At 36.7% G+C, this 21,698-nt stretch carries 21 protein-coding genes; 3 read left to right on the forward strand and 18 right to left on the reverse strand.

From position 1 onward, the window contains the following. Positions 1-89: 89 nt before the first annotated feature. The 9 genes from prmA to gpr form a co-directional block, all read right to left on the reverse strand. A complete protein-coding gene (gene prmA / locus J2Z23_RS08645) occupies positions 90-1,043 on the reverse strand; it encodes a 50S ribosomal protein L11 methyltransferase (protein ID WP_057983031.1) in 954 nt (317 codons plus the stop codon). Between the two features lie 24 nt (positions 1,044-1,067). Further along, on the reverse strand, positions 1,068-2,192 hold the full coding sequence (gene dnaJ / locus J2Z23_RS08650) for a molecular chaperone DnaJ (RefSeq protein ID WP_209973677.1): 1,125 nt from the start codon (positions 2,190-2,192) through the stop codon (positions 1,068-1,070). A gap of 374 nt (positions 2,193-2,566) precedes the next feature. Further along, positions 2,567-4,402 carry a molecular chaperone DnaK gene (dnaK, locus tag J2Z23_RS08655; RefSeq protein ID WP_057983027.1) on the reverse strand — a complete coding sequence of 612 codons (1,836 nt, stop codon included), beginning with the start codon at positions 4,400-4,402 and terminating at the stop codon, positions 2,567-2,569. Positions 4,403-4,439: 37 nt separating this feature from the next. Next, the gene (gene grpE / locus J2Z23_RS08660; protein ID WP_057983025.1) at positions 4,440-5,051 is read right to left on the reverse strand and encodes a nucleotide exchange factor GrpE; all 612 of its coding nucleotides are present in this window, start codon (positions 5,049-5,051) and stop codon (positions 4,440-4,442) included. Between the two features lie 157 nt (positions 5,052-5,208). Then, positions 5,209-6,234 (reverse strand): heat-inducible transcriptional repressor HrcA, encoded by a 1,026-nt coding sequence (gene hrcA, locus J2Z23_RS08665; protein WP_057994172.1) that lies wholly within the window; start codon positions 6,232-6,234, stop codon positions 5,209-5,211. A gap of 352 nt (positions 6,235-6,586) precedes the next feature. Continuing rightward, positions 6,587-7,717, reverse strand: a complete 1,131-nt coding sequence (gene hemW, locus J2Z23_RS08670; protein ID WP_057983022.1) for a radical SAM family heme chaperone HemW — start codon at positions 7,715-7,717, stop codon at positions 6,587-6,589. A 362-nt stretch (positions 7,718-8,079) separates the two neighbouring features. Continuing rightward, on the reverse strand, positions 8,080-9,909 hold the full coding sequence (lepA, locus tag J2Z23_RS08675) for a translation elongation factor 4 (protein ID WP_057983021.1): 1,830 nt from the start codon (positions 9,907-9,909) through the stop codon (positions 8,080-8,082). 290 nt (positions 9,910-10,199) lie between these two features. Next, positions 10,200-10,535, reverse strand: coding sequence for a DUF3679 domain-containing protein (locus J2Z23_RS08680; protein WP_057983020.1), 336 nt, complete (start codon positions 10,533-10,535; stop codon positions 10,200-10,202). Positions 10,536-10,604: 69 nt separating this feature from the next. Next, positions 10,605-11,732: a GPR endopeptidase gene (gpr, locus tag J2Z23_RS08685; protein ID WP_057983018.1), complete on the reverse strand. Its 1,128-nt coding sequence runs from the start codon at positions 11,730-11,732 to the stop codon at positions 10,605-10,607. A 177-nt stretch (positions 11,733-11,909) separates the two neighbouring features. Between gpr and rpsT the strand changes: the two genes are divergently transcribed. Further along, a complete protein-coding gene (rpsT, locus tag J2Z23_RS08690; protein ID WP_057983016.1) occupies positions 11,910-12,170 on the forward strand; it encodes a 30S ribosomal protein S20 in 261 nt (86 codons plus the stop codon). 191 nt (positions 12,171-12,361) lie between these two features. Here rpsT and holA read toward each other — a convergent pair whose 3' ends face one another. Further along, a complete protein-coding gene (gene holA / locus J2Z23_RS08695) occupies positions 12,362-13,381 on the reverse strand; it encodes a DNA polymerase III subunit delta (RefSeq protein WP_057983014.1) in 1,020 nt (339 codons plus the stop codon). Positions 13,382-13,739: 358 nt separating this feature from the next. Between holA and J2Z23_RS08700 the strand changes: the two genes are divergently transcribed. Then, positions 13,740-13,874, forward strand: coding sequence for a YqzM family protein (locus tag J2Z23_RS08700; RefSeq protein WP_082881214.1), 135 nt, complete (start codon positions 13,740-13,742; stop codon positions 13,872-13,874). Positions 13,875-13,950: 76 nt separating this feature from the next. Here the strand turns inward: J2Z23_RS08700 and J2Z23_RS08705 are convergent, their stop codons facing one another. From J2Z23_RS08705 to J2Z23_RS08715, 3 genes are all read right to left on the reverse strand, one after another. After that, positions 13,951-16,251: a DNA internalization-related competence protein ComEC/Rec2 gene (locus tag J2Z23_RS08705; protein ID WP_209973679.1), complete on the reverse strand. Its 2,301-nt coding sequence runs from the start codon at positions 16,249-16,251 to the stop codon at positions 13,951-13,953. A gap of 322 nt (positions 16,252-16,573) precedes the next feature. Continuing rightward, positions 16,574-17,035, reverse strand: coding sequence for a ComE operon protein 2 (locus J2Z23_RS08710; RefSeq protein WP_057983010.1), 462 nt, complete (start codon positions 17,033-17,035; stop codon positions 16,574-16,576). 76 nt (positions 17,036-17,111) lie between these two features. Further along, positions 17,112-17,726: a helix-hairpin-helix domain-containing protein gene (locus J2Z23_RS08715; protein WP_064467709.1), complete on the reverse strand. Its 615-nt coding sequence runs from the start codon at positions 17,724-17,726 to the stop codon at positions 17,112-17,114. 85 nt (positions 17,727-17,811) lie between these two features. On the opposite strand from J2Z23_RS08715, the gene comER reads away from it, so the two are divergent. Next, positions 17,812-18,633 (forward strand): late competence protein ComER, encoded by an 822-nt coding sequence (gene comER / locus J2Z23_RS08720; RefSeq protein ID WP_064467708.1) that lies wholly within the window; start codon positions 17,812-17,814, stop codon positions 18,631-18,633. Between the two features lie 332 nt (positions 18,634-18,965). Here comER and J2Z23_RS08725 read toward each other — a convergent pair whose 3' ends face one another. From J2Z23_RS08725 to yhbY, 5 genes are read right to left on the reverse strand one after another with little or no spacing between them, the layout of a single operon-like run. Beyond that, positions 18,966-19,718 (reverse strand): class I SAM-dependent DNA methyltransferase, encoded by a 753-nt coding sequence (locus tag J2Z23_RS08725; RefSeq protein ID WP_057983002.1) that lies wholly within the window; start codon positions 19,716-19,718, stop codon positions 18,966-18,968. Beyond that, a complete protein-coding gene (rsfS, locus tag J2Z23_RS08730; RefSeq protein WP_057983000.1) occupies positions 19,718-20,074 on the reverse strand; it encodes a ribosome silencing factor in 357 nt (118 codons plus the stop codon). Before rsfS ends, J2Z23_RS08725 begins: the two co-directional genes overlap by 1 nt. 51 nt (positions 20,075-20,125) lie before the next feature. Further along, positions 20,126-20,725, reverse strand: coding sequence for a bis(5'-nucleosyl)-tetraphosphatase (symmetrical) YqeK (gene yqeK / locus J2Z23_RS08735; protein WP_057982998.1), 600 nt, complete (start codon positions 20,723-20,725; stop codon positions 20,126-20,128). Beyond that, positions 20,715-21,290: a nicotinate-nucleotide adenylyltransferase gene (locus J2Z23_RS08740; protein ID WP_057982996.1), complete on the reverse strand. Its 576-nt coding sequence runs from the start codon at positions 21,288-21,290 to the stop codon at positions 20,715-20,717. Before J2Z23_RS08740 ends, yqeK begins: the two co-directional genes overlap by 11 nt. A gap of 17 nt (positions 21,291-21,307) precedes the next feature. After that, positions 21,308-21,598 carry a ribosome assembly RNA-binding protein YhbY gene (gene yhbY / locus J2Z23_RS08745; RefSeq protein ID WP_209973681.1) on the reverse strand — a complete coding sequence of 97 codons (291 nt, stop codon included), beginning with the start codon at positions 21,596-21,598 and terminating at the stop codon, positions 21,308-21,310. Positions 21,599-21,698: the final 100 nt, after the last annotated feature.

Consider the following 21,698-nt stretch of genomic DNA (forward strand, 5'->3'; position numbering starts at 1 on the left):
GTGTCTATCTTGTCAAGATCAATACCTAAGTTAATAAAAGTCAAAACCGTATCTTTATTATTCCGGAACATCTACTTTCTAGAACTAAATCAAGGAGCTTGCACTTTTGATCTTGCAATAAAAGTAACCCAATCTTCCATTACAAGCGTTTCAACAATTTCAAACCCTGCTTTCTCTAATGCCACTTTCACTTCTTGCTTTTTCTGTTGAATAATACCCGAAGTGATAAAATATCCACCTTTCCGAACAATAGATGATGCGTCCTTTGTTAAGCGAATAATAATATCCGCCAATATATTGGCGACAAGGACATCTACATCTTTGACAGTTAGACCTGTCAATAGGTCTCCTTTTCGAACTTCTACTCTTCCTTGTAGATGATTTAATTGAATATTTTCTTTTGCTGATTCTACTGCGACTTCATCTAAATCCAGGGCAGTAATATTCTTTGCATCAAGCAAAGCAGCAGCAATACTTAATACACCAGAGCCCGTGCCAACATCAACAACCGTATCTCCGGGTTTGACCGTTTTTTCCAACGCCTGAATACTCATGACAGTAGTTGGATGTGTACCCGTTCCAAATGCCATTCCAGGATCTAATTCAATGATGAGCTCATCACTTGCCACTTTTTCATAGTTTTCCCATGTAGGAACGATGGTAAAACGTTTGGAAACCTTGGCAGGATGATAATATTGTTTCCAAGCTGTTTCCCAGTCTTCTTCTTTTACCTCAGTTGTGGAAACATGATTTTTCCCAATATCAATATCATACTGAACCAATTCAGAAATTTCCTTTTTAATGGAATCAATTGTCTCACCAATAAAGTTATTAATTGGTAAATAGGCTTTAACCATGACTCCTTCTTCAGGATAATCATCTGGATTCAATTCAATAATTTCACCAAACCAGTTTTCACGTTCTTTAGTTAATTCCAACGGATCCTCAATCACGACTCCGCTTGCCCCAGCCTCATGAAGAATGTTAGATATCGCCTCAACTGCTTCATTAGTTGTATGGATACTAATTTCATTCCACTTCATTACAAACCGCCTCGTTCCTTCTCATCAGCTTTTAAAAGCTCGTTTCACTTTATCAAAAAAACTCTCATGCTGTTCATCAGGTATATTTCCACTAAGTTCAGCAAAGTCGCGAAGAAGTTGCTTTTGTTGTTCAGTTAACTTGGTCGGTGTGATCACTTTTACTTGAACATGTTGATCTCCTGTACCATAACCACGAACATTTGGAACCCCTTTTCCTCGCAAACGGAATGTTGTTCCAGTTTGTGTTCCTACTGGAATTTTTAATTTTACTTTACCATAAAGTGTAGGAACTTCTATTTCGTCCCCTAAAGCTGCTTGTGCAAAGGTAATTGGCATTTCACAATAAATATCATCACCATCACGTTCAAAAAACTCATGGTTTTTCACATGGAATACCACGTATAGATCTCCAGCTGGGCCACCTTTCGTACCCGGTTCTCCCTCACCAGCGACACGCATTTGTTGGCCCTCATCGATCCCTTTAGGGATTTTAACGTTGATCTTTTTCCGTTTCTTAACTTTTCCATCGCCACCGCAAGTTGTACACTTATCTTTAATAATTTTTCCTGTTCCTTGACAATATTGACATACTCGGCGGTTTACAATTCTACCAAATGGAGTATTTTGTTCTACATTTAGTTGTCCACTTCCATTACAATGGGAACATGTTTCAGGAGAAGTCCCTGGTTTCGCTCCACTACCATGGCAAGTATCACAGGTTTCCTCCCTTGGGATTTCAATCACTGTTTCCTTACCAAAGACTGCCTCCTCAAAGGTTAATGTCATTGTATATTGGAGATCCGCTCCTTGTCTCGGCGCATTAGGATCGCGTCGACCTCCACCCCCAAAGAAAGTATTAAAGATATCCTCAAATCCACCGAAGCCAAAGTCGGAAGCTCCGCCGAAGCCTCCACCGCCACCAAAACCTTGTGGACCATCATGACCAAATTGATCATATTGAGCCCTTTTTTGGTCATCACTTAGTACTTCGTATGCTTCCGTAATTTCCTTGAATTTCTCATCTGCCCCTGGTTCTTTGTTAATATCAGGGTGATATTTCTTAGACAACCGTCGATATGCTTTTTTGATCTCATCTTTCGGTGTATCTTTTGATACGCCCAGTACGTCATAATAATCCCTTTTGCTCATCTAAACACACTCCCGAATCTTTTCACATAAAATCTATTCTAACATATTTAAATTGCGGATTGAAAGTGCTGTTCATTAGAAAAGCACAAGACCTTGAAAATAGGAAAAACGGCTAAGGATACACCGTTCTGTCGTAACGCCGTTTTAATCCGCATCCTGCTGGTTCCAAAAAGCAATTATTCTGGATTTCTAGAAAAGGGCCTTCCTCCAATAATTTAAGTCATTTAAATTCAAAGGACAAAGCGTTAAAGCTAAATAGAGAAAGGCATAAGTACATATTTTTAGGGAACAAGATTAATCCATTTGTATTTTTCCACCACTATATGAAAAGCCAAAGCCGATAATGGGCTTTGGCTTTTCTCAAACCACTTCTATTATTTTTTCTCTTCGTCGTCCTTAACCTCTTCGTATTCAGCATCTACAATGTTATCATCATTGTTGTCTTGCCCTGCTTCACCTGCTTGGCTTTCTTGTTGTTTAGCTGCTTCTTCATATAGCTTCATAGAGAGATTTTGGACAATTTCTTGTAATGCATCTTTCTTCTGACGAATTTCTTCAAGATCATTTTTTTCAATTGCAGATTTCAACTCATCTTTTGCTTCTTCTGCTTTTTTGACCTCAGCTTCTTCCACTTTTCCTTCAAGGTCTTTTAATGTTTTTTCAGTTGTAAAGACTAGTTGGTCTGCTTCATTTCTAAGCTCCACTTCTTCTTTACGTTTCTTATCAGCTTCAGAGTTTTCTTCTGCCTCTTTTACCATTCTATCTACCTCTTCATCTGATAGACCGGAAGAAGATTTGATTGTAATATTCTGCTCTTTACCAGTACCAAGGTCTTTAGCACTAACATTCACAATACCGTTTTTGTCAATATCAAATTTCACTTCAATTTGCGGTACACCACGTGGAGCTGGTGGAATATCCGTTAACTGAAAACGACCTAATGTCTTATTATCTGCTGCCATTGGTCTTTCTCCTTGTAGCACATGGATATCAACAGCCGTTTGACTATCTGCCGCAGTGGAGAATACTTGAGATTTTGCTGTTGGGATGGTTGTATTACGCTCAATTAGTTTAGTAAATACTCCTCCCATTGTTTCAATACCAAGTGATAATGGTGTCACATCAAGTAGAACAACATCTTTTACATCGCCTGTAAGAACTCCACCTTGAATTGCAGCTCCCATTGCAACTACTTCATCTGGGTTTACACCTTTATGTGGTTCTTTGCCAATTTCTTTACGGATCGCTTCTTGAACAGCAGGAATTCTTGTTGATCCCCCAACTAAAATGACCTTATCAATTTCAGAAGCAGATTTACCTGCATCTTTTAAAGATTGACGAGTAGGCCCCATTGTTCTTTCAACAAGAGATAAAGATATTTCATCAAATTTCGCACGTGTTAGACTGATCTCTAAGTGAAGTGGACCAGCATCTCCTGCTGTAATAAATGGTAGAGAAATTTGCGTTGAAGTAACTCCTGAAAGATCCTTCTTCGCTTTTTCAGCAGCATCTTTCAAGCGTTGTAACGCCATTTTATCATTAGAAAGATCAATGCCATTTTCTTTCTTAAATTCTTGTACAAGATAGTCAATAATTACTTGGTCAAAATCATCCCCACCAAGTTTATTATCACCAGCAGTAGCTAGCACCTCAAATACGCCATCTCCAAGCTCCATAATCGATACGTCAAATGTACCTCCACCTAGGTCATAAACAAGGATCGTTTGGTCTTCATCTGTTTTATCAAGACCATAAGCAAGAGCAGCCGCTGTTGGTTCGTTAATGATTCTCTCGACCTCAAGACCTGCAATTGTACCAGCATCCTTTGTCGCTTGACGTTGAGCATCATTGAAATATGCTGGAACCGTAATAACAGCTTTGTCAACTGTTTCCCCTAAGTAATCTTCTGCATATGACTTAAGATACTGTAAAATCACCGCAGATAGTTCTTGAGGAGTATAATTTTTGCCTTCAATTTCCGTTTTAAAGTCTGAACCCATATGACGTTTAATCGACATAACTGTATTGGGGTTTGTGATGGCCTGACGTTTAGCAACCTCACCAACTTGGCGTTCCCCATTTTTAAATGCGATAACAGATGGGCTTGTTCTATTTCCTTCTGGGTTTGGAATAACTTTAGGTTCTCCACCCTCTAAGACAGCTACACAAGAGTTCGTTGTCCCGAGGTCAATTCCGATAATTTTGCTCATAATATTACCTCCTGTTAAATTATGTAGGATTAGCTAATCATTGATTTACTTTAACCATTGATGGTCGGATAACGCGATCTTTTAAAATATATCCCTTTTGGAATTCTTCCACGATTTCGTTGGATTCAAACTGTTCTTCAGAAGTTTGCATAACAGCCTGGTGATAATTAGGATCAAATTGCTTTCCAACTGCATCAATCTGTTCAGCGCCAGCTTTTTTCAGTGCATCTATTATGGATCGATAAACCATCTCAACACCATTTAATAAAGCTTTTGATTGCTCATTTTCAGGTTCAATGGCTAAAGCTCGTTCAAAATTATCTATTGCCGGCAATAACTCAGTGATAAGTGTTTGCGATTTATACTTTTCACTAGCTTCCAATTCCTGACGTGCACGGCGGCGTGAATTTTCAAAGTCAGCATATAATCTTAAATATCGGTTTTCAGCCTCTTCAAGCTTTGCTTCCAATTGTTTAATTTTGCTATCTTCTTCTCGCTCTTCTGATTGAACATTTTCTACTCTTTCTTCAGTTTGTTCAACCACATTTTCAGCCTCTTCATCGACAAATTGGGTGTTTTCGCTGGTTTCATTCGTTATTTCATCTTCAAATTCTTTCTTATCAGCTTGCTTATTTATATCTTGTTTCATCACAGTCACCTCCTTAAAATAATAATCATCTGCGATAAAAATACCTGGAATGGAGATAGTTCGGTATTTTAGAGCTCTGGTTCATATCCAAATAAACAGAAAGGGAAACCAACAGAAATCATGCTGATTTCCTTCTTGAATATAATGTGTGCTTCTATTAACGATATAATTTTGTCATAGCTAAAGTCATATCTTTGCTCAAGAAATCTAATAAACTAATGACCCGTGAATATTCCATTCTCGTTGGGCCTAAAATGGCGATAGTCCCAACATCTTCATCCCCAATTGAATAGGTTGTTGTGATCAGACTACAGTCTTCCATCATTATATTATTATTTTCCTTGCCAATCTTAACATTAATTCCTCTTGGAGCGTGCTTAAAAAGTTCGTATATTCCTTCCCCTTCCTCTATCATATCCATGAATGAACGAATTTTTTCAATATCATTGAATTCTGAATGATTTAGCATATTTAACTTTCCACCATAGAAAAGTCGTTCAGTAGCTGGTGAATCGACTGTCTCCATAATAATTTTAAAGAAATAATCATACCGTTCAATGTTTTTCTTTAAGAGGCTTACTACCTCTTTATGGATAGTTTTTCTTAATTCAGATATAGGGATTCCAGAAAGTTTCTCATTTAAAATATTAACCAACTTTTCAATTTCTCCAGCGGCAATATCAGCAGGCAAAGTAAATAGTCGATTTTCAACATGTCCGGTATTTGTGATAATAATAGCGACGGCACGATTGTCATTCAAAGGGACAATTTGCAGACTCTTCAAATGATTTTCTTTCACAGCAGGACCTAATAAAATGGCCGTATAGTTTGTTAGCTCTGATAAAATTTGCGCCGATTTCTGGGCAATATTTTCCAACTCATAAAGTCGTTCACTAAATATCGAGTGAATTTTATTGATATCTTCTTTTCTTAATTCTTGTGGTGATACTAAATGATCCACATAATAACGATATCCTTTTTCAGAAGGGATTCTACCTGAAGAGGTATGAGTCTTTTCTATAAATCCCCATTCTTCTAAATCAGCCATCTCATTTCTAATTGTTGCCGAGCTAATTGCAAAAGGAATATTCTGTGATAATTTTCTTGAGCCGACAGGTTGGGCAGATCGAATAAAGTCATCAATAATTACCTGCAATATCAATAATTGACGATCTGTTAACAACTTTCATCACCTCTATTAGCACTCTATAAACTCGAGTGCTAAATCTATAAATAAAGTATCAAAATGCCTAGATGATGTCAACGATTTATACTCAAGAGCCACAAGATTTTTAAGAAACAAAAGCCAATCACTTTTATCAGCAACGACAAATAAGTGTTACAAAAGGAAGCCTTTTTAAGCTTAAATCATATAAGCATAAAGGACGGGGCACGGGAGCTACACATTAGCCTCTAGACCATCTTTAACCTTCAACGTCAAATAGTCGTATACTGATTATGGTAGTTGATCTCCACTTCACATGTTTCCTCAAATTTTGAAAAAGGAAGGTTCTTCCTTAAATGTCGGAATAACCCTAACTCAAAAGAAATGCCTGAAAAACTTCATTTCCTAAGAAACGCCCTTTTTCCGTTAGGCGAATATGATCATGTTGAATTTCTAGCAAACCTCTTTCTGTCATATTCTTAATAGCAGGTTGAAATACTTGGTAAGGGTCTAAGGTAAATTTATTTTGAAAATGGGAAACGGAAACTCCCTTTATTTTTCGTAGACCGAGAAACATTTCTTCTTCTAGCATTTCTTTTTTTGTTGGACTGTTTTCGGTGAAGACTGGACGCTCTCCTTCCGAAATAGGTTCCATATATTTTTTCAATGGTCCAGCATTGGAATACCTTACACCATTTATATAGCCATGTGCTCCAGCGCCAAACCCGTAATACTCTTCATTATTCCAATATATAAGATTATGCTTACTTTCGTATCCAGGTCTTGAGAAATTACTAATTTCGTATTGCTGAAGCCCTTTTTTCTCCATTTCCTCCATTAATACGCGGTACATATCAGCCTCTTCATCTTCACTAGGAAGGGGTAATTTTCCTTTTCTCATTAGATTATAAAATATCGTTTTTGGCTCAACAATTAAAGAATACCCAGAATAATGTGGCAAATTTAATTCAAGAGCTTTTTGAAGTGTGTCTCGAAAATCGGCTAATGTTTGTTGGGGAAGAGCGTAGATCAAATCAATACTGATATTTTCGAATCCCAATTCTTGTGCCTGTTCAATCGAACGATATACATCTTGCACTCGATGGGACCGACCGATTTTTTCCAGCAAGTCATTGTTAAATGATTGAACACCGAAACTTAGTCGATTCACTCCATAATGTGCAAGGATTTTTAGTTTCTCCTTGGTTAAATCACCAGGATTAGCTTCAAATGTAAATTCACCTTTGGTAAACGGGAGGTTTTCCCTAATTCCTTTACAAAGGATCTCTAATTGTCGCTCATTTAATGCAGTAGGAGTACCACCCCCGACAAATATTGTTTCTAATTCCTTCGTTGCTGTTGGATCGAACGTCATCTTAAATTCCTGGAAAAGCGATTGTAAATATTCGTCAACAGGTTGCCCTTGTAGAAAAAATTTATTGAAGTCACAGTAATAACATATATGTTCACAAAATGGTATATGAATATATGCAGCTTTCATCTCATCACACCTTATCTAAAGAAAAAAACAAGCGCCACTATTCAAGGAGAAACAGCGAGTGCCAGGTTTTATGAGCCAAAATGTTTACTTTTCATTGACTCAAATATTAGCCTGAGAGATACTGAATAAACCCCTCATATCTCGTAATATTTTAATGGATTTCATACTTTCTCCCTTTAGCCCGTTTAAGTTTTTCACTTACTAACTATTTTACCATCTCGACTTGACGCGGCGCCGGCGTTATCTCATACACTTGTCGTTATTCGCTTTTGGCTGGAAAAAATTCCGACCATCACTCTAAATTTATACTTAATCCTAAAAAAAGGAGGTAGCCTTTATGGGCTTATCTCCCTTGGCAGCTCCTATTTTCCATCTTCATCTCGTCTTAGTACCGCCATAAATGCTTCTTGTGGAACCTCTACTGAGCCCACTTGCTTCATTCGTTTTTTACCTTCTTTTTGCTTCTCAAGTAATTTACGTTTTCTAGAAATATCTCCACCATAGCATTTAGCTAATACATTCTTCCCCATTGACTTAATCGTAGAACGAGCAATAATCTTTTGCCCAATTGCAGCTTGCACAGGCACTTCAAATTGTTGACGAGGGATTAACTCTTTTAATTTTTCAACTATTCCTTTTCCTCTTTCATAAGCGAAATCGCGGTGAACGATAAAACTTAAGGCGTCTACCTGCTCACTATTTAATAGAATATCCATTTTTACCAACTTCGAAGGCTTGTATCCAATCATCTCATAGTCAAATGAAGCATACCCTTTAGTATGGGATTTTAGTTGATCAAAAAAGTCAAAAACAATTTCTGCCAGTGGAATTTCATAGATCACATTTACTCTAATATCGTCTAGGTATTGCATATCAATGAAGTTCCCTCTCTTCGCCTGAGAAAGCTCCATTACTGCTCCAACATAATCGTTTGGTACCATCATTGATGCTTTGACATAAGGTTCTTCCACATGATCAATTTTCTGTGGGTCTGGCATATTGGATGGATTGTCCACTTTCAATTCAGTACCGTCTGTTAAATAAACTTTATAAACGACACTTGGTGCAGTTGTAATAAGATCTATTTTAAACTCCCTTTCAATTCGCTCTTGGATGATCTCCATGTGAAGAAGACCTAAGAAGCCACAACGAAAACCAAATCCAAGCGCCTGGGAAGTTTCCGGTTCATAACTGAGAGACGAGTCGTTTAGCTCCAATTTTTCCAAAGCTTCTCGGAGATCATTGAATTTATTTGAATCGATTGGATAAAGCCCACAAAATACCATTGAATTTAATTTGCGGTATCCTGGAAGTGGTTCTTCGGCAGGATTGTCTACTTTTGTGATCGTATCCCCTACTCTAGTATCTGTAACATTTTTAATAGAGGCCGTCAAAAAACCAACATCCCCGACAGTTAGTTCTTCTACTAACATTGGCTTTGGTGCGTGAACGCCAACCTCTAAAACCTCAAATTCTTTCCCTGTGGCCATCATCTTGATTTTATCCCCAGGTTTTACTGTTCCCTCGACAATTCGTATCGAGGCAATAACACCACGGTAAGCGTCATACAGTGAGTCAAAGATCAATGCTTTTAATGGAGCGTCTGGATCACCTGTAGGCGCCGGTACCTTCTCAACGATTTGTTCTAGAATATCCTCGATCCCGATTCCCGCTTTAGCTGATGCCAGTACAGCTTCACTTGCATCAAGTCCAATTACATCTTCGACTTCTTGCCTTACTCTTTCGGGATCAGCTGCAGGAAGATCAATTTTATTAATAACAGGCAAGATTTCTAAGTCGTTATCTAATGCTAAATAGACATTGGCCAAGGTTTGCGCTTCAATTCCTTGAGCAGCATCCACAACCAATATCGCCCCTTCACAAGCAGCTAAACTACGTGAAACCTCATAAGTAAAATCGACATGTCCTGGTGTATCGATAAGATGGAAAATATAGTCTTCACCATCTTTGGCACGGTATTTTAACTGAACCGCGTTTAATTTAATCGTAATGCCCCGCTCTCTTTCCAGATCCATGGAATCAAGAAGCTGTGCCTTCATCTCTCTAGCTGTTAAAGCTTTCGTTTTTTCCAATATTCTATCTGCCAAAGTTGATTTTCCATGATCAATATGAGCGATGATAGAAAAATTCCTTATCCGTTCTTGCCTATTTAACTTCTCTTCATGATTCATTCCGTTCACTCCTGTTAACCAACACATAATTGCTAGGCTAAATTATAACAGCAGTATCGGGAAAAGTGAAATAGAAAAACGCTACAACGCTCCGCAACATAAAAAGAACATCAGTAGATGGAGAAAGATTCTTCTCCATTCACTGATGTTCATTTAACTACTATAAGAGACGCCTATCTTCTCTTTTGACAAATAATGACTATAGGCTATCCCATACATCGGGATAAAATCAGACTGTTTATTCCCTATTTCTAAATCTGACTTACAAACAGACTTACTTCCATATTATCTTAAAATAGACCTGCAAAAAAGTTAATAATTGCTTGAGCAATACTAGATATTAAATCAGCTAATAGCTTACCTATTTCTGAAAAAAAGTTAAATGATTTTACTTCTTCCAACTTCTCCTTTTTCTCATTCATATTAAAAGAGGAAATTTCGTTTCCTAATACAGCTGCATCGAAAGATCCCTCATCAGTTGTTTGTATATGGACAGGTGTCTGGAACGATGAATCTGTGTAACCTCTCATATCATTCATACCTTGATTCGCTCTGTTCATTCCAATTAGAACACCCACTGCTAAGAATATAACCATAAGCAAAGATTTAAATAAAAATCTTCCCATTCCTCGCACCTCTCTATCATAACCTTCTACTAAATCGTATGCAGGGAGAGAAAATAGTAGAACAACGGATTATCTCGTTTTAAAGCCAGTGTCTGTTTGATCTACGGCCGCATGCAGAGCTGCATTTAGCCCTGTTGACAATAGATTTGCCATATCTTCAATAAAGACATCTACTTCCTTAGGGGTCACCATCAAATTATGGCCAAGTGGTGCTAGAACCTCTGAAATCAGACCTCTTTTCTCTTCTTCATTCAGGACACCTAACATACCTAAAAAGGTCTGTCTTTCACTTTCTCCAGGTAAATCTTCATCTGTTAATTTTTTCTTTTCACCAAATGTCATACCCGCGGGGGCTAAGGATCTTGATGGACGTCCTGATTCTCTTAATTCCTTTCCAAAATGCTTTAAAATAAAATCAATCGTATCACTTGTAATCGTTACAGCATCAACAACTGTTGGAACTCCAATGGAGATCACCGGCACTCCAAGTGTTTCTTTACTTAATTCTTTTCGTTTATTCCCTACCCCAGATCCTGGATGTATACCTGTATCTGAAATTTGAATAGTGGCATTCACCCGTTCAATCGATCTTGATGCTAGTGCATCGATCGCAATAACGAAGTCTGGTTTAGAGTTTTCTATCACCCCAAAAATAATATCACTTGTTTCAATTCCAGTAAGTCCCATTACACCAGGGGCAATCGCACTTACTGCCCGATAGCCTTTTTCTACGTTTTCTGGTTGCAATTGAAATAAATGCCTTGTAATAATTAAATTCTCACAAACACTTGGGCCTAGTGCATCTGGTGTGACATTCCAGTTTCCTAAGCCAACAACTAAACAACTTGCATCTTTCGGGATTTTAAGCATTTGAAGAAAAGAATGAAACTCACGAGCAAATACCTTTTGAACTTCTTGCTGTGTTCGGCTATCTTGTGAGCGAATTCCTTGGACTTCAAGGGTTAGATAATGACCTTTCTTTTTCCCGATGCGCTTTTCTCCTTCAGCAGTGACTGTTGCCATAGAAATCTTCATATCATTTTCCATTTTTTCTTGGATGATGACACCTTCAAGTTCTTTTTGTTCGGTCTTGCGCTTTTTCCTTCCGGTTAATTGCTCTAAAGCAATTTCAAAAGCTTCTGTCGCAAGGTCTGTGCGAATAGAAAATTGCTTTAAATCTAAGTTTTTTTCTGTCAATCTTAACTCCTCCGTTCTGTTCTATTCTTTTTCACATCATTTCCTTCCTTTTCGAATTTCATTCAGAAGTATTGCAATCCTTCAATCTGTTTGATAAAATATCCATTGTTCTTATTGTTTATAATGGTATTGGTCGAGTGACATAGAATCTCGATTGCTATACAGGAGGTGAAAGGAATGCCAAATATTAAATCAGCTATTAAACGTGTAAAAATTAATGATGCAAAAAGCGCACAAAATGCGGCAGCAAAATCCGCTATGCGTACTGCTGTAAGAAAATTTGAAGTAGCAGTAGAAGCAAATCAAGAAGATACGCAAGAACTATTCAAAAGCGCAGTAAAACAATTGGATAAAGCAGCTACAAAAGGCTTAATTCATAAAAATACTGCTAATCGTCAAAAAGCTCGTCTGTCTAAAAAGTTGAGCCAAATGGCATAAGTAAAAAAACGCCCCTGTTGGGACGTTTTTTTATTTTCAGGAAAATTAAAAGTATTTTTAAGCAATATCGTGTTTCTCTCCAATTCAACACTTAGCAAATATTAGAACTCTTCCCTTTATAAGTTTACGGGTTGCTTGTTATCCATAAATTAAACCCTCTATGCCTTAAACAAGCTTCTCGCGGTATTTCTTTATTTATTTAAATTGCCCAATTGCAGTAAAAACAACTCTAATGCAACCTCTCTCCCTGCTCCTCCAGTCTTAAGTTTTAAATCTGTTTCTGATAAAAGTTTGATAATTTCTCCCAATTCCACTTCTGAGAAAGAACGCGCTTGTCCCATTGCAAGTTTCACTCGAAATGGATGGACTTTTAATGTACTAGCAATTTGATTTTGTCCGTATCCACGTTTAACTAGTTCCTTCACCTGATAAATTAAACGAAACTGACTTGCAATCAAAGCCAATATTTTTATCGGCTCCTCATTTTGCTTCCGTAAATCGTAATAAATTCTGAAAGCTTGATCCATTTTCCGTTGGACAACCTTATCAATTAAATCAAATATATTTTGTTCTAATGACCGAGAAGCCAATTTTTCAATTGTTTCTGTATGAATCTCTTTCTCTTCACCAACATACAAAAATATTTTCTCGAGTTCTGAATGAAGCCGAGTTAAGTCAGGACCGACCAAATTTACTAATAAATCAATTGCAGCTTGATCTATTTTCATTTGACGCACAACTGCTTGTTGCTGAACCCATGCTACTAATTCTTTTTCGTTAAGTTTTTTTCCCTCAACCACTTCGGCATGTTTCTTTAATAATTTCGTTATTTTTTTTCTTTCATCTAATTTTTCATAATCACCTGCAAATACTAAAATCGTATAAGGAGCTGGCTCTAGTATATAGCTCTCCAATTTTTTTAAATTATGCTCCACTTTTTCCTTTGACTTTTCAGCAGTAAGAAAGATAGGGTTATGTAAAATCACTAATTTTTTATCACCAAAAAAAGGTAAGGTTTCTGCATCCTCTAACGCCTGATCTATTGGAGTTTCCTCCATATCATAAACAGATAAATTAAAGTCCATTTCTTCATCTGTTAACACATTTGTCACTATTTTTTGCTTTGTTTCATTGATTACATAACTTTCCGTTCCATATAATAAATATAAAGAAGTAAATTGTTTTTTTTCTAATTTATCCCAAATTTTCATGTTCTAGCCCTTCTCTCGTTTATCTTCTTATTATATACTTTTATCCTCTATATGGTAAGAAAGCTGGGCTCGTTTGACAAGTGCAAAGAGACAAATCAACTTAAGTCGATTTGCCTCAGATCTATGATGAACGCTACAGAGAAAAGCCCTAGGATTCTTTTCCTGAAGCGGAACATAGCACATGTGCTTCTTACGATTGGTTATTATTCTGCAGAATATAAGAAATATCTCTTGTATCTTTATTGTGACCTTGTTGTAAAAAAGTATGGGTGTCAACTCTTGTCAACAGTGGTAATGGAAAAAGTGGATTTTTTTAAAATCTTCGTCTATACTATAAGTGGAAATAGGAGGGGTAGTTGTGAACGAATTTGAAAAAAATGTCCAATCGAAGCGAAATGATGCGATAGACTCTGGTATTGGTTTTGTCGTTTCTTTTGTTTTCTTCGCCGCTATTTTTGTATTAGGTACGGTTATTGAACTCATAGGAAAATAATTCATTTAAAGAAAGTTTGCTCTCATGCAGACTTTTTTTATTTATCTAGTGATATTTTCTGTTGCTTTACTTTATCTTATTGAGGGACACTTTGAAATGTTCCATCCTTATCGGAAAATTTATAATGCAATGCCCCCTGCTCATCAATTCGAAAAACCTTCACATTAAATCTTTGCAGATTTTCTAATACTTCGGGATGCGGATGCCCATATCGATTATTTCTTCCCGCCGATATTACTGCGAATTCAGGATCGATTTTTTCTAATAATTCGATACTCGTTGATGTCTTACTGCCATGATGGCCAACTTTTAATACATCTATAGGTAATTCTCCATAAGTCCGGATTAATTCGACCTCCCCTTCTTTCTCAAGATCACCTGTAAACAACCAATTTAAACCTCCAAAATGGGCGAGCAAGACAAGGGAAGAATTATTATCCGAGTATGTATCATTTAAGGGGTATAAGAAAGAAAATGTGCCAGATTTATTTTTCCACTTTGTCCCACCCTTACTTACCGTAATCTTCACATCTTTTTTCTCTGCTAACATAAGAAATTTTTTCATCATTGGTTTCTCCCAAGAGTTTGGTGGTACATGAACCTCTTTTATCCCAATTTGATTAAGTAGTTCTTCACTTGCTCCCATATGGTCAATATCCGCATGTGTCAAAATTAACTTGTCAATTTTCCCTACTCCCTTACTTTTTAATAGAGGGATAAGTATATTTTTCCCTGTATCAAATGGAGTTGCTCGCTCTCTCCATTCTTCTTGTGAAAATTCAATTTGCCCACCAGTATCGATTAAATAATTGCCTCGATTATACGGCAATTGGATAAAAATACTATCTCCCTGCCCAACATCAATAAAAATAACTTCTCCTTTAGAGGGATAATTCAAAAGCGCAAAATAAAAAATGAAAATGAACAAAAGTGGAAAAAGAGCAACAACTACGTGAAATTGTTTCTTTTCCCGTAAAATAAAGTACAAACCAATACCGATCATGATAAAAGTTAAAGCCATCCCACTTGGTTTCCCAGTCAGTATAGAAGAGTATTTCCACGAACTAGCATACAACACAATTTGTTCCGAAAGAATCAGTAACTTAGCAAAAACATTTGCCACAAAGCTAAAGGTTTCTTCATGAACAAATTGCAGAATCCAAATAAAAATTGTGGAAGGAAGGACGATGAATGAATATAATGGGACAAAAAACATATTAGCAATCGGACTTACAAGAGAGAATTCATAAAAATACCACATTAAAATAGGGAGGGAGATGAACATCGAAGTAAGAGATGTTTCAAACATAGTCCTGAAAAAAGAAGTTTCTTTAGGTAAGCTGTTTGACATCACGACCAATCCCAGTGATATAGCAAAGGATAATTGGAAGCCTGCTTGATAGATGATATAGGGATTGAACATAATAAAGAGAAGAAAGCTGATTGCAATCGTATCCATAGTAGTGAAAGGCAATCGCCATTTCTTCGCTGATAAGAGAAGAAACATCATAAGAGTTGCCCTGATAACCGGAGGATTTGCACCTGTTATTAGGGCATACACTGGCAAGAAACAGACAAAAATCCAGTACGTATCTTCTGTAGTTAAACCGATCCTTTTAAAAAAGTAATAAAGGAAACCCATTATAAAGCCAACATGAAGACCAGATATAGCTAATAAATGAATAATCCCTAACCTTTGATACGCAAGTAATAAATCTTCGGCAAAGAAGGCACGATCTCCGAAGATAAGCGCATTTACATAGGGAAGAAGATTGTCAGGAAAATTTTCCTCTACAAGCCGAATTCCTTGCTCTCGAAGATTGATGAGATAAGTGGAAATTGACTTCTTGCCAGGGGTACAACTTTGCAATGAGTTTTTCGTGGGTTGGAAAATCCAGTGAATACTATCCCTTTTTAAATATTTAGCATAATTAAACGCATGTTCATTCGTATTATTCATTGGATCAAGTAACTCACCAGAAGTCTTGCAACTGGTTCCAGATTGAATAGATCTTTTTAAAAGTTCCTTTTCTTCCTTAGTTTGTATAAGATACTGTAGCTGGAGTTTCTCTTGGTCAGTGGTGACGATCGCCTTTAAACGATCACCATCAATAAGAGGCGGTTGTTGGAAGTAAATCGTTGTGGTAATTTTCCCTTGACTATAAATGGAAGTATTATTTTTTTCCTTTATGAAACCAATACTAAAAAAAAGCATTAGACACACCAAACTAGCTATTAAGAGTCTCATGTTTTTTTCGAGAATAACTCTAATCATCACCATGAGGGTAAATAAAATAGAAAATATATTTAATTCAAAGCAAATGAAGAGAGCTGAAAGTGCAGCAAGTGCTAAAAAAATCCATCTACCTGTAAACATAGCATCCCCTTTAAAATTAACGAACTTTTTCTAGCTACAAATATTGGCTAACTGCCGGCAAGAAATCGAGTATAAAGCATCTGGTTTACGAGGAATCCTCGGTGATTAAGTATTGATTGAGGTAATTAACAAGAGTACTACGTGGCAAAAAGAAGCTTTTAAAGTTTGATACTTTAAGTTTAAAAGCAAATAGGTACTGTTCTAGTGGCAGGCTTGGAGTGCAACGTCCGGTCGCTTAGCCTGCACTAGTAGTACATAGTCCTTGTTGCAATTTATAACTTGATCAATCCCATTGGCTTCCTGAAGAGAACGATAACCATTATTAAACGTTCTCTGCAAAGGAGAGAAAGATATCCTTGTCTATAGAAACTTTCTCTGTTTTTACATTAGCTTGTTCAAAGAGTTCCAATGCATAAGGATGATTTTTATAATCTTGAGCATAGTAAACGGCTTTTATCCCTGCTTGAATAAGAGCTTTACAACATTGTAAACATGGGAAATGTGTAACGTAAATTTCCGCTCCCTCTGTTGCCACTCCAAATTTCGCACATTGAAGTAGAGCATTCATCTCAGCATGAATGGTTCTCACACAATGGTTATCGACTATATAGCAGCCTTCATCCGTACAATGGGTGCCACCGGCAATGGAACCATTATAGCCCCCGGCGATCATCCGCTTGTCCCTTACAATCGTAGCGCCAACTGCCAATCTTGTACAAGTACTGCGAGATGATAATAATTGACTTTGCGCCATAAAATATTGATTCCACGATATTCTTTTCATTCCTTTTACCCCTCTACTTTTTTCTCATTATAACAGATACTTATGCACTACGTTTGATTCAAAGCATTTCTCTGTATTATTGAGTTCTAATTTGTTCTTTTAATTTTTCAAATGTCTTTTCACCGATTCCAGAAATGTTCATAAGCTCTTCTATTTCTTTAAATGAACCGTTTTCCTCACGATATTGTATAATGGTAGCTGCTTTACTAGGACCAATTCCAGGCAATGTTTCTAATTCAGCTGCATCAGCTTGATTGATATTGACTTTCTCATCATTATTCGAATTCATCTCACCCGGATAAGATACTTCTGGGCCTAATTCATTGATTTCCGGAATATAAATGACCATCTCATCATATAACTTCATTGCAAAATTTATTTGCTTTTCATCTGCTGTCTTTAAGAGACCACCTGCTTTTTCAACCACATCATATACCCGTTCTCCCTCCTCGACCTCATATAATCCCGGTTTTTTGATCGCTCCTTTTAAGTCAATAAAAATTTTCTCAGGTGTCGTTTTTATATCTTGTTTTTCCTTTTCTAACTGCTCTGACTCCGCTTCCATCCATATCGGTTCTGTTACTGCCACTTCATCCTTCTGCTGAAACCGAAATAAAACTAGAAGCAGAATTATAATCGCAATCACTAAAACAATCATCATATGTTTATGTTTTTCTAGCCAAACAGGCATTTTCAAAATCACCCCATATTATTATGAATATTTTATAAGTACCAGCATACATTTGTTAGGAGTAATGGATGAAGGAGGGAGAAATGTGAAGGTCGGAGTTATCGGAATCGGAAATATGGGTACCATTCTTTCTGAGTCACTTCTCGCAGGAAAGGCCATATCTCCTTCAAACCTAATGATTTTTAACCGCACTAAGGCAAAAGCTGAAAGGCTTAGAGATAAATACAAAAACATTACTATCGCAGATAACGCCAAGGTATTAATTGAAAATTCTAATCTAATCTTTCTTTGTATGAAGCCAAAGGATTTTTATAATTTCCTTCACCTCAACAGACAATCTTTTAGAGACGATCAATGTGTTGTTTCTATTACTAGTCCTATTCAAACTGCTTGGTTGGAAAAGATGATTTCTAGTTCTTGTGTGCGAGCCATCCCAAGCATCACTAATCGTGCTCTTTCTGGAGTTACCTTATTTACCTTCGGGGAGCATTGTACAAAAAAATGGAAGGATGAATTACTTGAAACCTTCTCTATGATCTCCACCCCACTTATAATTTCTGAAGAGGTTACAAGAGTTTCATCAGACATTGTAAGCTGTGGTCCAGCCTTTTACAGTTATATAACAAGAAGATTCATTGAAGCAGCCGTTACGGAAACAGAAATTGATGAAAAGACAGCTGAAAAGTTATTTGAACATATGTTGATTGGCTTAGGGGATCTCTTGAAAAAAGGGTATTATTCATTAGCTGGGCTTGAAGAAAAAGTATGCGTTAAAGGCGGAATTACTGGAGAAGGAATACATGTATTGGAAAATGAATTAGGGGATACATTTGAAAAAGTTTTTCAAGCAACACATCGGAAATATGCGAAGGAAGTGCAAGAATTAGAAAAGGATTTTATTGATTAAATATAGATTTCGACGCTGTTCGTAATATTCCTGCTATTTCTTAAAATTATTACAAACTTATACAAAATTAGGAAATAACAAATAGATTGATACTGGATAGGAGAAATGTAGGAGGTAGTATATTGGTGAGACCCAAGGGGCAAAGACTAAGGCACCCATCCTAGCGCCACAAGACTTCGTGTGTCTTGATGTGCTGATTATGTGGTGATCTTATAATAACCTTTGTTAGCTACCTCCGTCGGCTTGGGGCTCACCAGCTATTCAAAAAAAACAAAAAGATTTCCGGACAGCATTTTTGTCATCATGAATTAGTCATAGCTTTTTTCAAAACTTTACTCTTTAATTTTCTTTTGGCACACAAAAAAGATTCTTTCTGATTCTTCTGTTGGAGCGTCTTTCGTAAAGTCTGCTGTAATCGTTAGAATTTCAAATTCCGCTTCTTTTAACCATTTTGAATAATCATTTACTGAATATGTCCTTTGTATATGAAATTCATCAAAACGCTCATATTGGTCGGTATCATTATCCTTTAGAAAAAAAGTGAGATCATGCTCCACTGTATAAGGTGTTTCACCCGGGTAACAATTCCAAATGTAAGAGATATCGTCAGTTACATAGGAAAAAGCTTGGTTCATAAAGACCTTTTCTATTTTATATGGAGAATGAACATCAAATAAAAATAATCCACCTTCATCCAAATGATTAGAAACACGATGGAATGTTTGGACAACCTGGTCGGCTGTTTGCAAATAATTTAAAGAATCGCAGAAGATCGTGACGATATCATAGGTACCTAACCCTTCAAGTTTAGCCATATCTTGCTCATAAAATGTAATATTTTCGTTTGCCCTTTCCGCTTTTCCATATGCAACCATTAGCATATCTGATGATAAATCTACACCAGTTACGTCAAAATCATTTTGGGCAAGTAGGACGGATAATTCGCCTGTCCCACAGGCAATCTCTAAAATCCGATTTCCATTTAGTTGATTTACTTGTCTTTCACTTTCCACAAATTGCAACCATTTATTATAGGGAACATCCCTCATTAATTCGTCATAAACATAAGCAAAACGGGCATACATTAATGATTCACCCGACTTACTACATCAATCATTGGTGCATCTCCCCAAAGTTTTTCTAAATTGTAATAACTACGCTCATCTCGGTGGAAAATATGGGCGATGACATCACCAAAATCCATCAGAATCCATTTACCCTCATCAAAGCCTTCGATTTTTTTTACCTCGATCTCCATTTCTTCTGAGACATCTTTCATTTCTCGAGAGATTGCTTGGACCTGTTTTCCAGAATTTGCATGACATATGATAAAATAATCCGCAATTAAGGATAAACCTTTCATATCGAGAACAACAATATCTTCTGCTCTCTTATTATCTGCTGCTGTCACAAGGTTATCTAATAGCTTTTCTGTACTCAAAAACAAATTCCTCCCTTTATAAAAACTAGTCTAATGCCGAAAAGTCCACAATTATGACTTCCTATCTTTTTCCTGATTATCAAGGCGCTTCGTATTTCGAATTAGGTCATTATAAGCTGCAAATGTATCAGGATATATAGCCGACCGCTTTGTTAATAGAAACGCAATGGTATTGCTGAGCGCTTTTAGCACGGCTTCATCCAAATTTACTTCCGCAAGTTCTCTCGTTTCAATTATTCCCGGAAAATCCCGTTGTGGTTCAATATAATCTGCTAAAAAAATTATTTTTTCAAGTCGAGACATGTTTGCTCGTCCAGTAGTATGATAACGGATTGCATTTAATACATCCTTATCCTCTACCGCAAATTCTCGGTGGGCTAAATAGGCCGCAACCGGGCCATGCCATAACTCGGAATGGTATTCTACTAGCCTCGAATCCTCCTTCGCTTTCAAGAGCAATTTTTTTAGCTCATGAATAGGCATTAATTTTGCGTAATCATGAAAAATCGCAGCTAACTCAACCTTGGTTACATCTTCCCCATATTTGTGCGCTAATATAATTGCTGTCTCAAGCACCCTGACAGAATGTTGATACCTCGGTCCAGTTCCTAATGATCTTTGTAAAAATTCTAAAGCTTGCTCACGATTCATATAAACCATTCTCCTCAATATAACGAATAACATTATCAGGTAACAAATATTTTATGGAGATAGACTTTTTACATCTTTCACGTATGAGAGTTGACGAGATATCCATTTGGGGAATCTCTATATATTGAACAGGATATGGACTTTCCAGCTCATATTTTGGACGATTCACACCTATAAAAGAAACAATATTGATTAATTCATCAATGCCATGCCAATTGGCCAAATACTCTACCATATCCGCTCCAATAATAAAATAATACTCAACTCCTGGGTTTCTATCTTTTAGCAATTTCATTGTATCAAGTGAAAAGGATTTTCCTTGTCTTTCCAATTCAATTTTCTCAATCGCAAAGTTTGGATTATCCTTTATGGCTAATTCAAGCATCTGAAGCCGATCAGACTCTGTCGTCCCACTTTTTCTCGCCTTATGAGGAGGTTCTTGGTTAGGCATAAAAGCGATTTGATCTAATTTAAGAGTATGTAATACTTCGTTCGCAATAACTAAATGGCCTAAATGTGGGGGATCAAATGTACCTCCTAAAATGCCAATTCGCTGCTTTTCCATACTAAACTCTCCTCGTGTTATGGTAATTCAAGTTTCTTGTTTTCCTGCGATTCTTTGTACAAAATAATTGTATTTCCAATTATTTGAACTAGTTCGGCCTTTGCTCCTTTAGATAAAGCATTCCCTACTGTTTCACGATCTTCATCACAATTTTGTAAAATACTAATTTTAATTAGCTCTCTTGCTTCAAGTGCTTCCTTAATTTGCTTAATCATATTTTCATTCACTCCAGCCTTCCCTACTTGAAAAATCGGCTGTAGATGGTGTGCTGTTGATCTTAAAAAGCGTTTTTGTTTACCAGTTAACATGTATTTCCTCCTTCAATAAACTTAAGTTTTCTCTCGAATACTCTCTCATTCTCAAAATTTCATAGATGTTTAATTTACGCCCAATAGCTGTCACACCTTA

Origin of the sequence: Lederbergia galactosidilytica (genome assembly GCF_017873565.1) — a bacterium.
GTDB lineage: Bacteria > Bacillota > Bacilli > Bacillales > Bacillaceae_C > Lederbergia > Lederbergia galactosidilytica.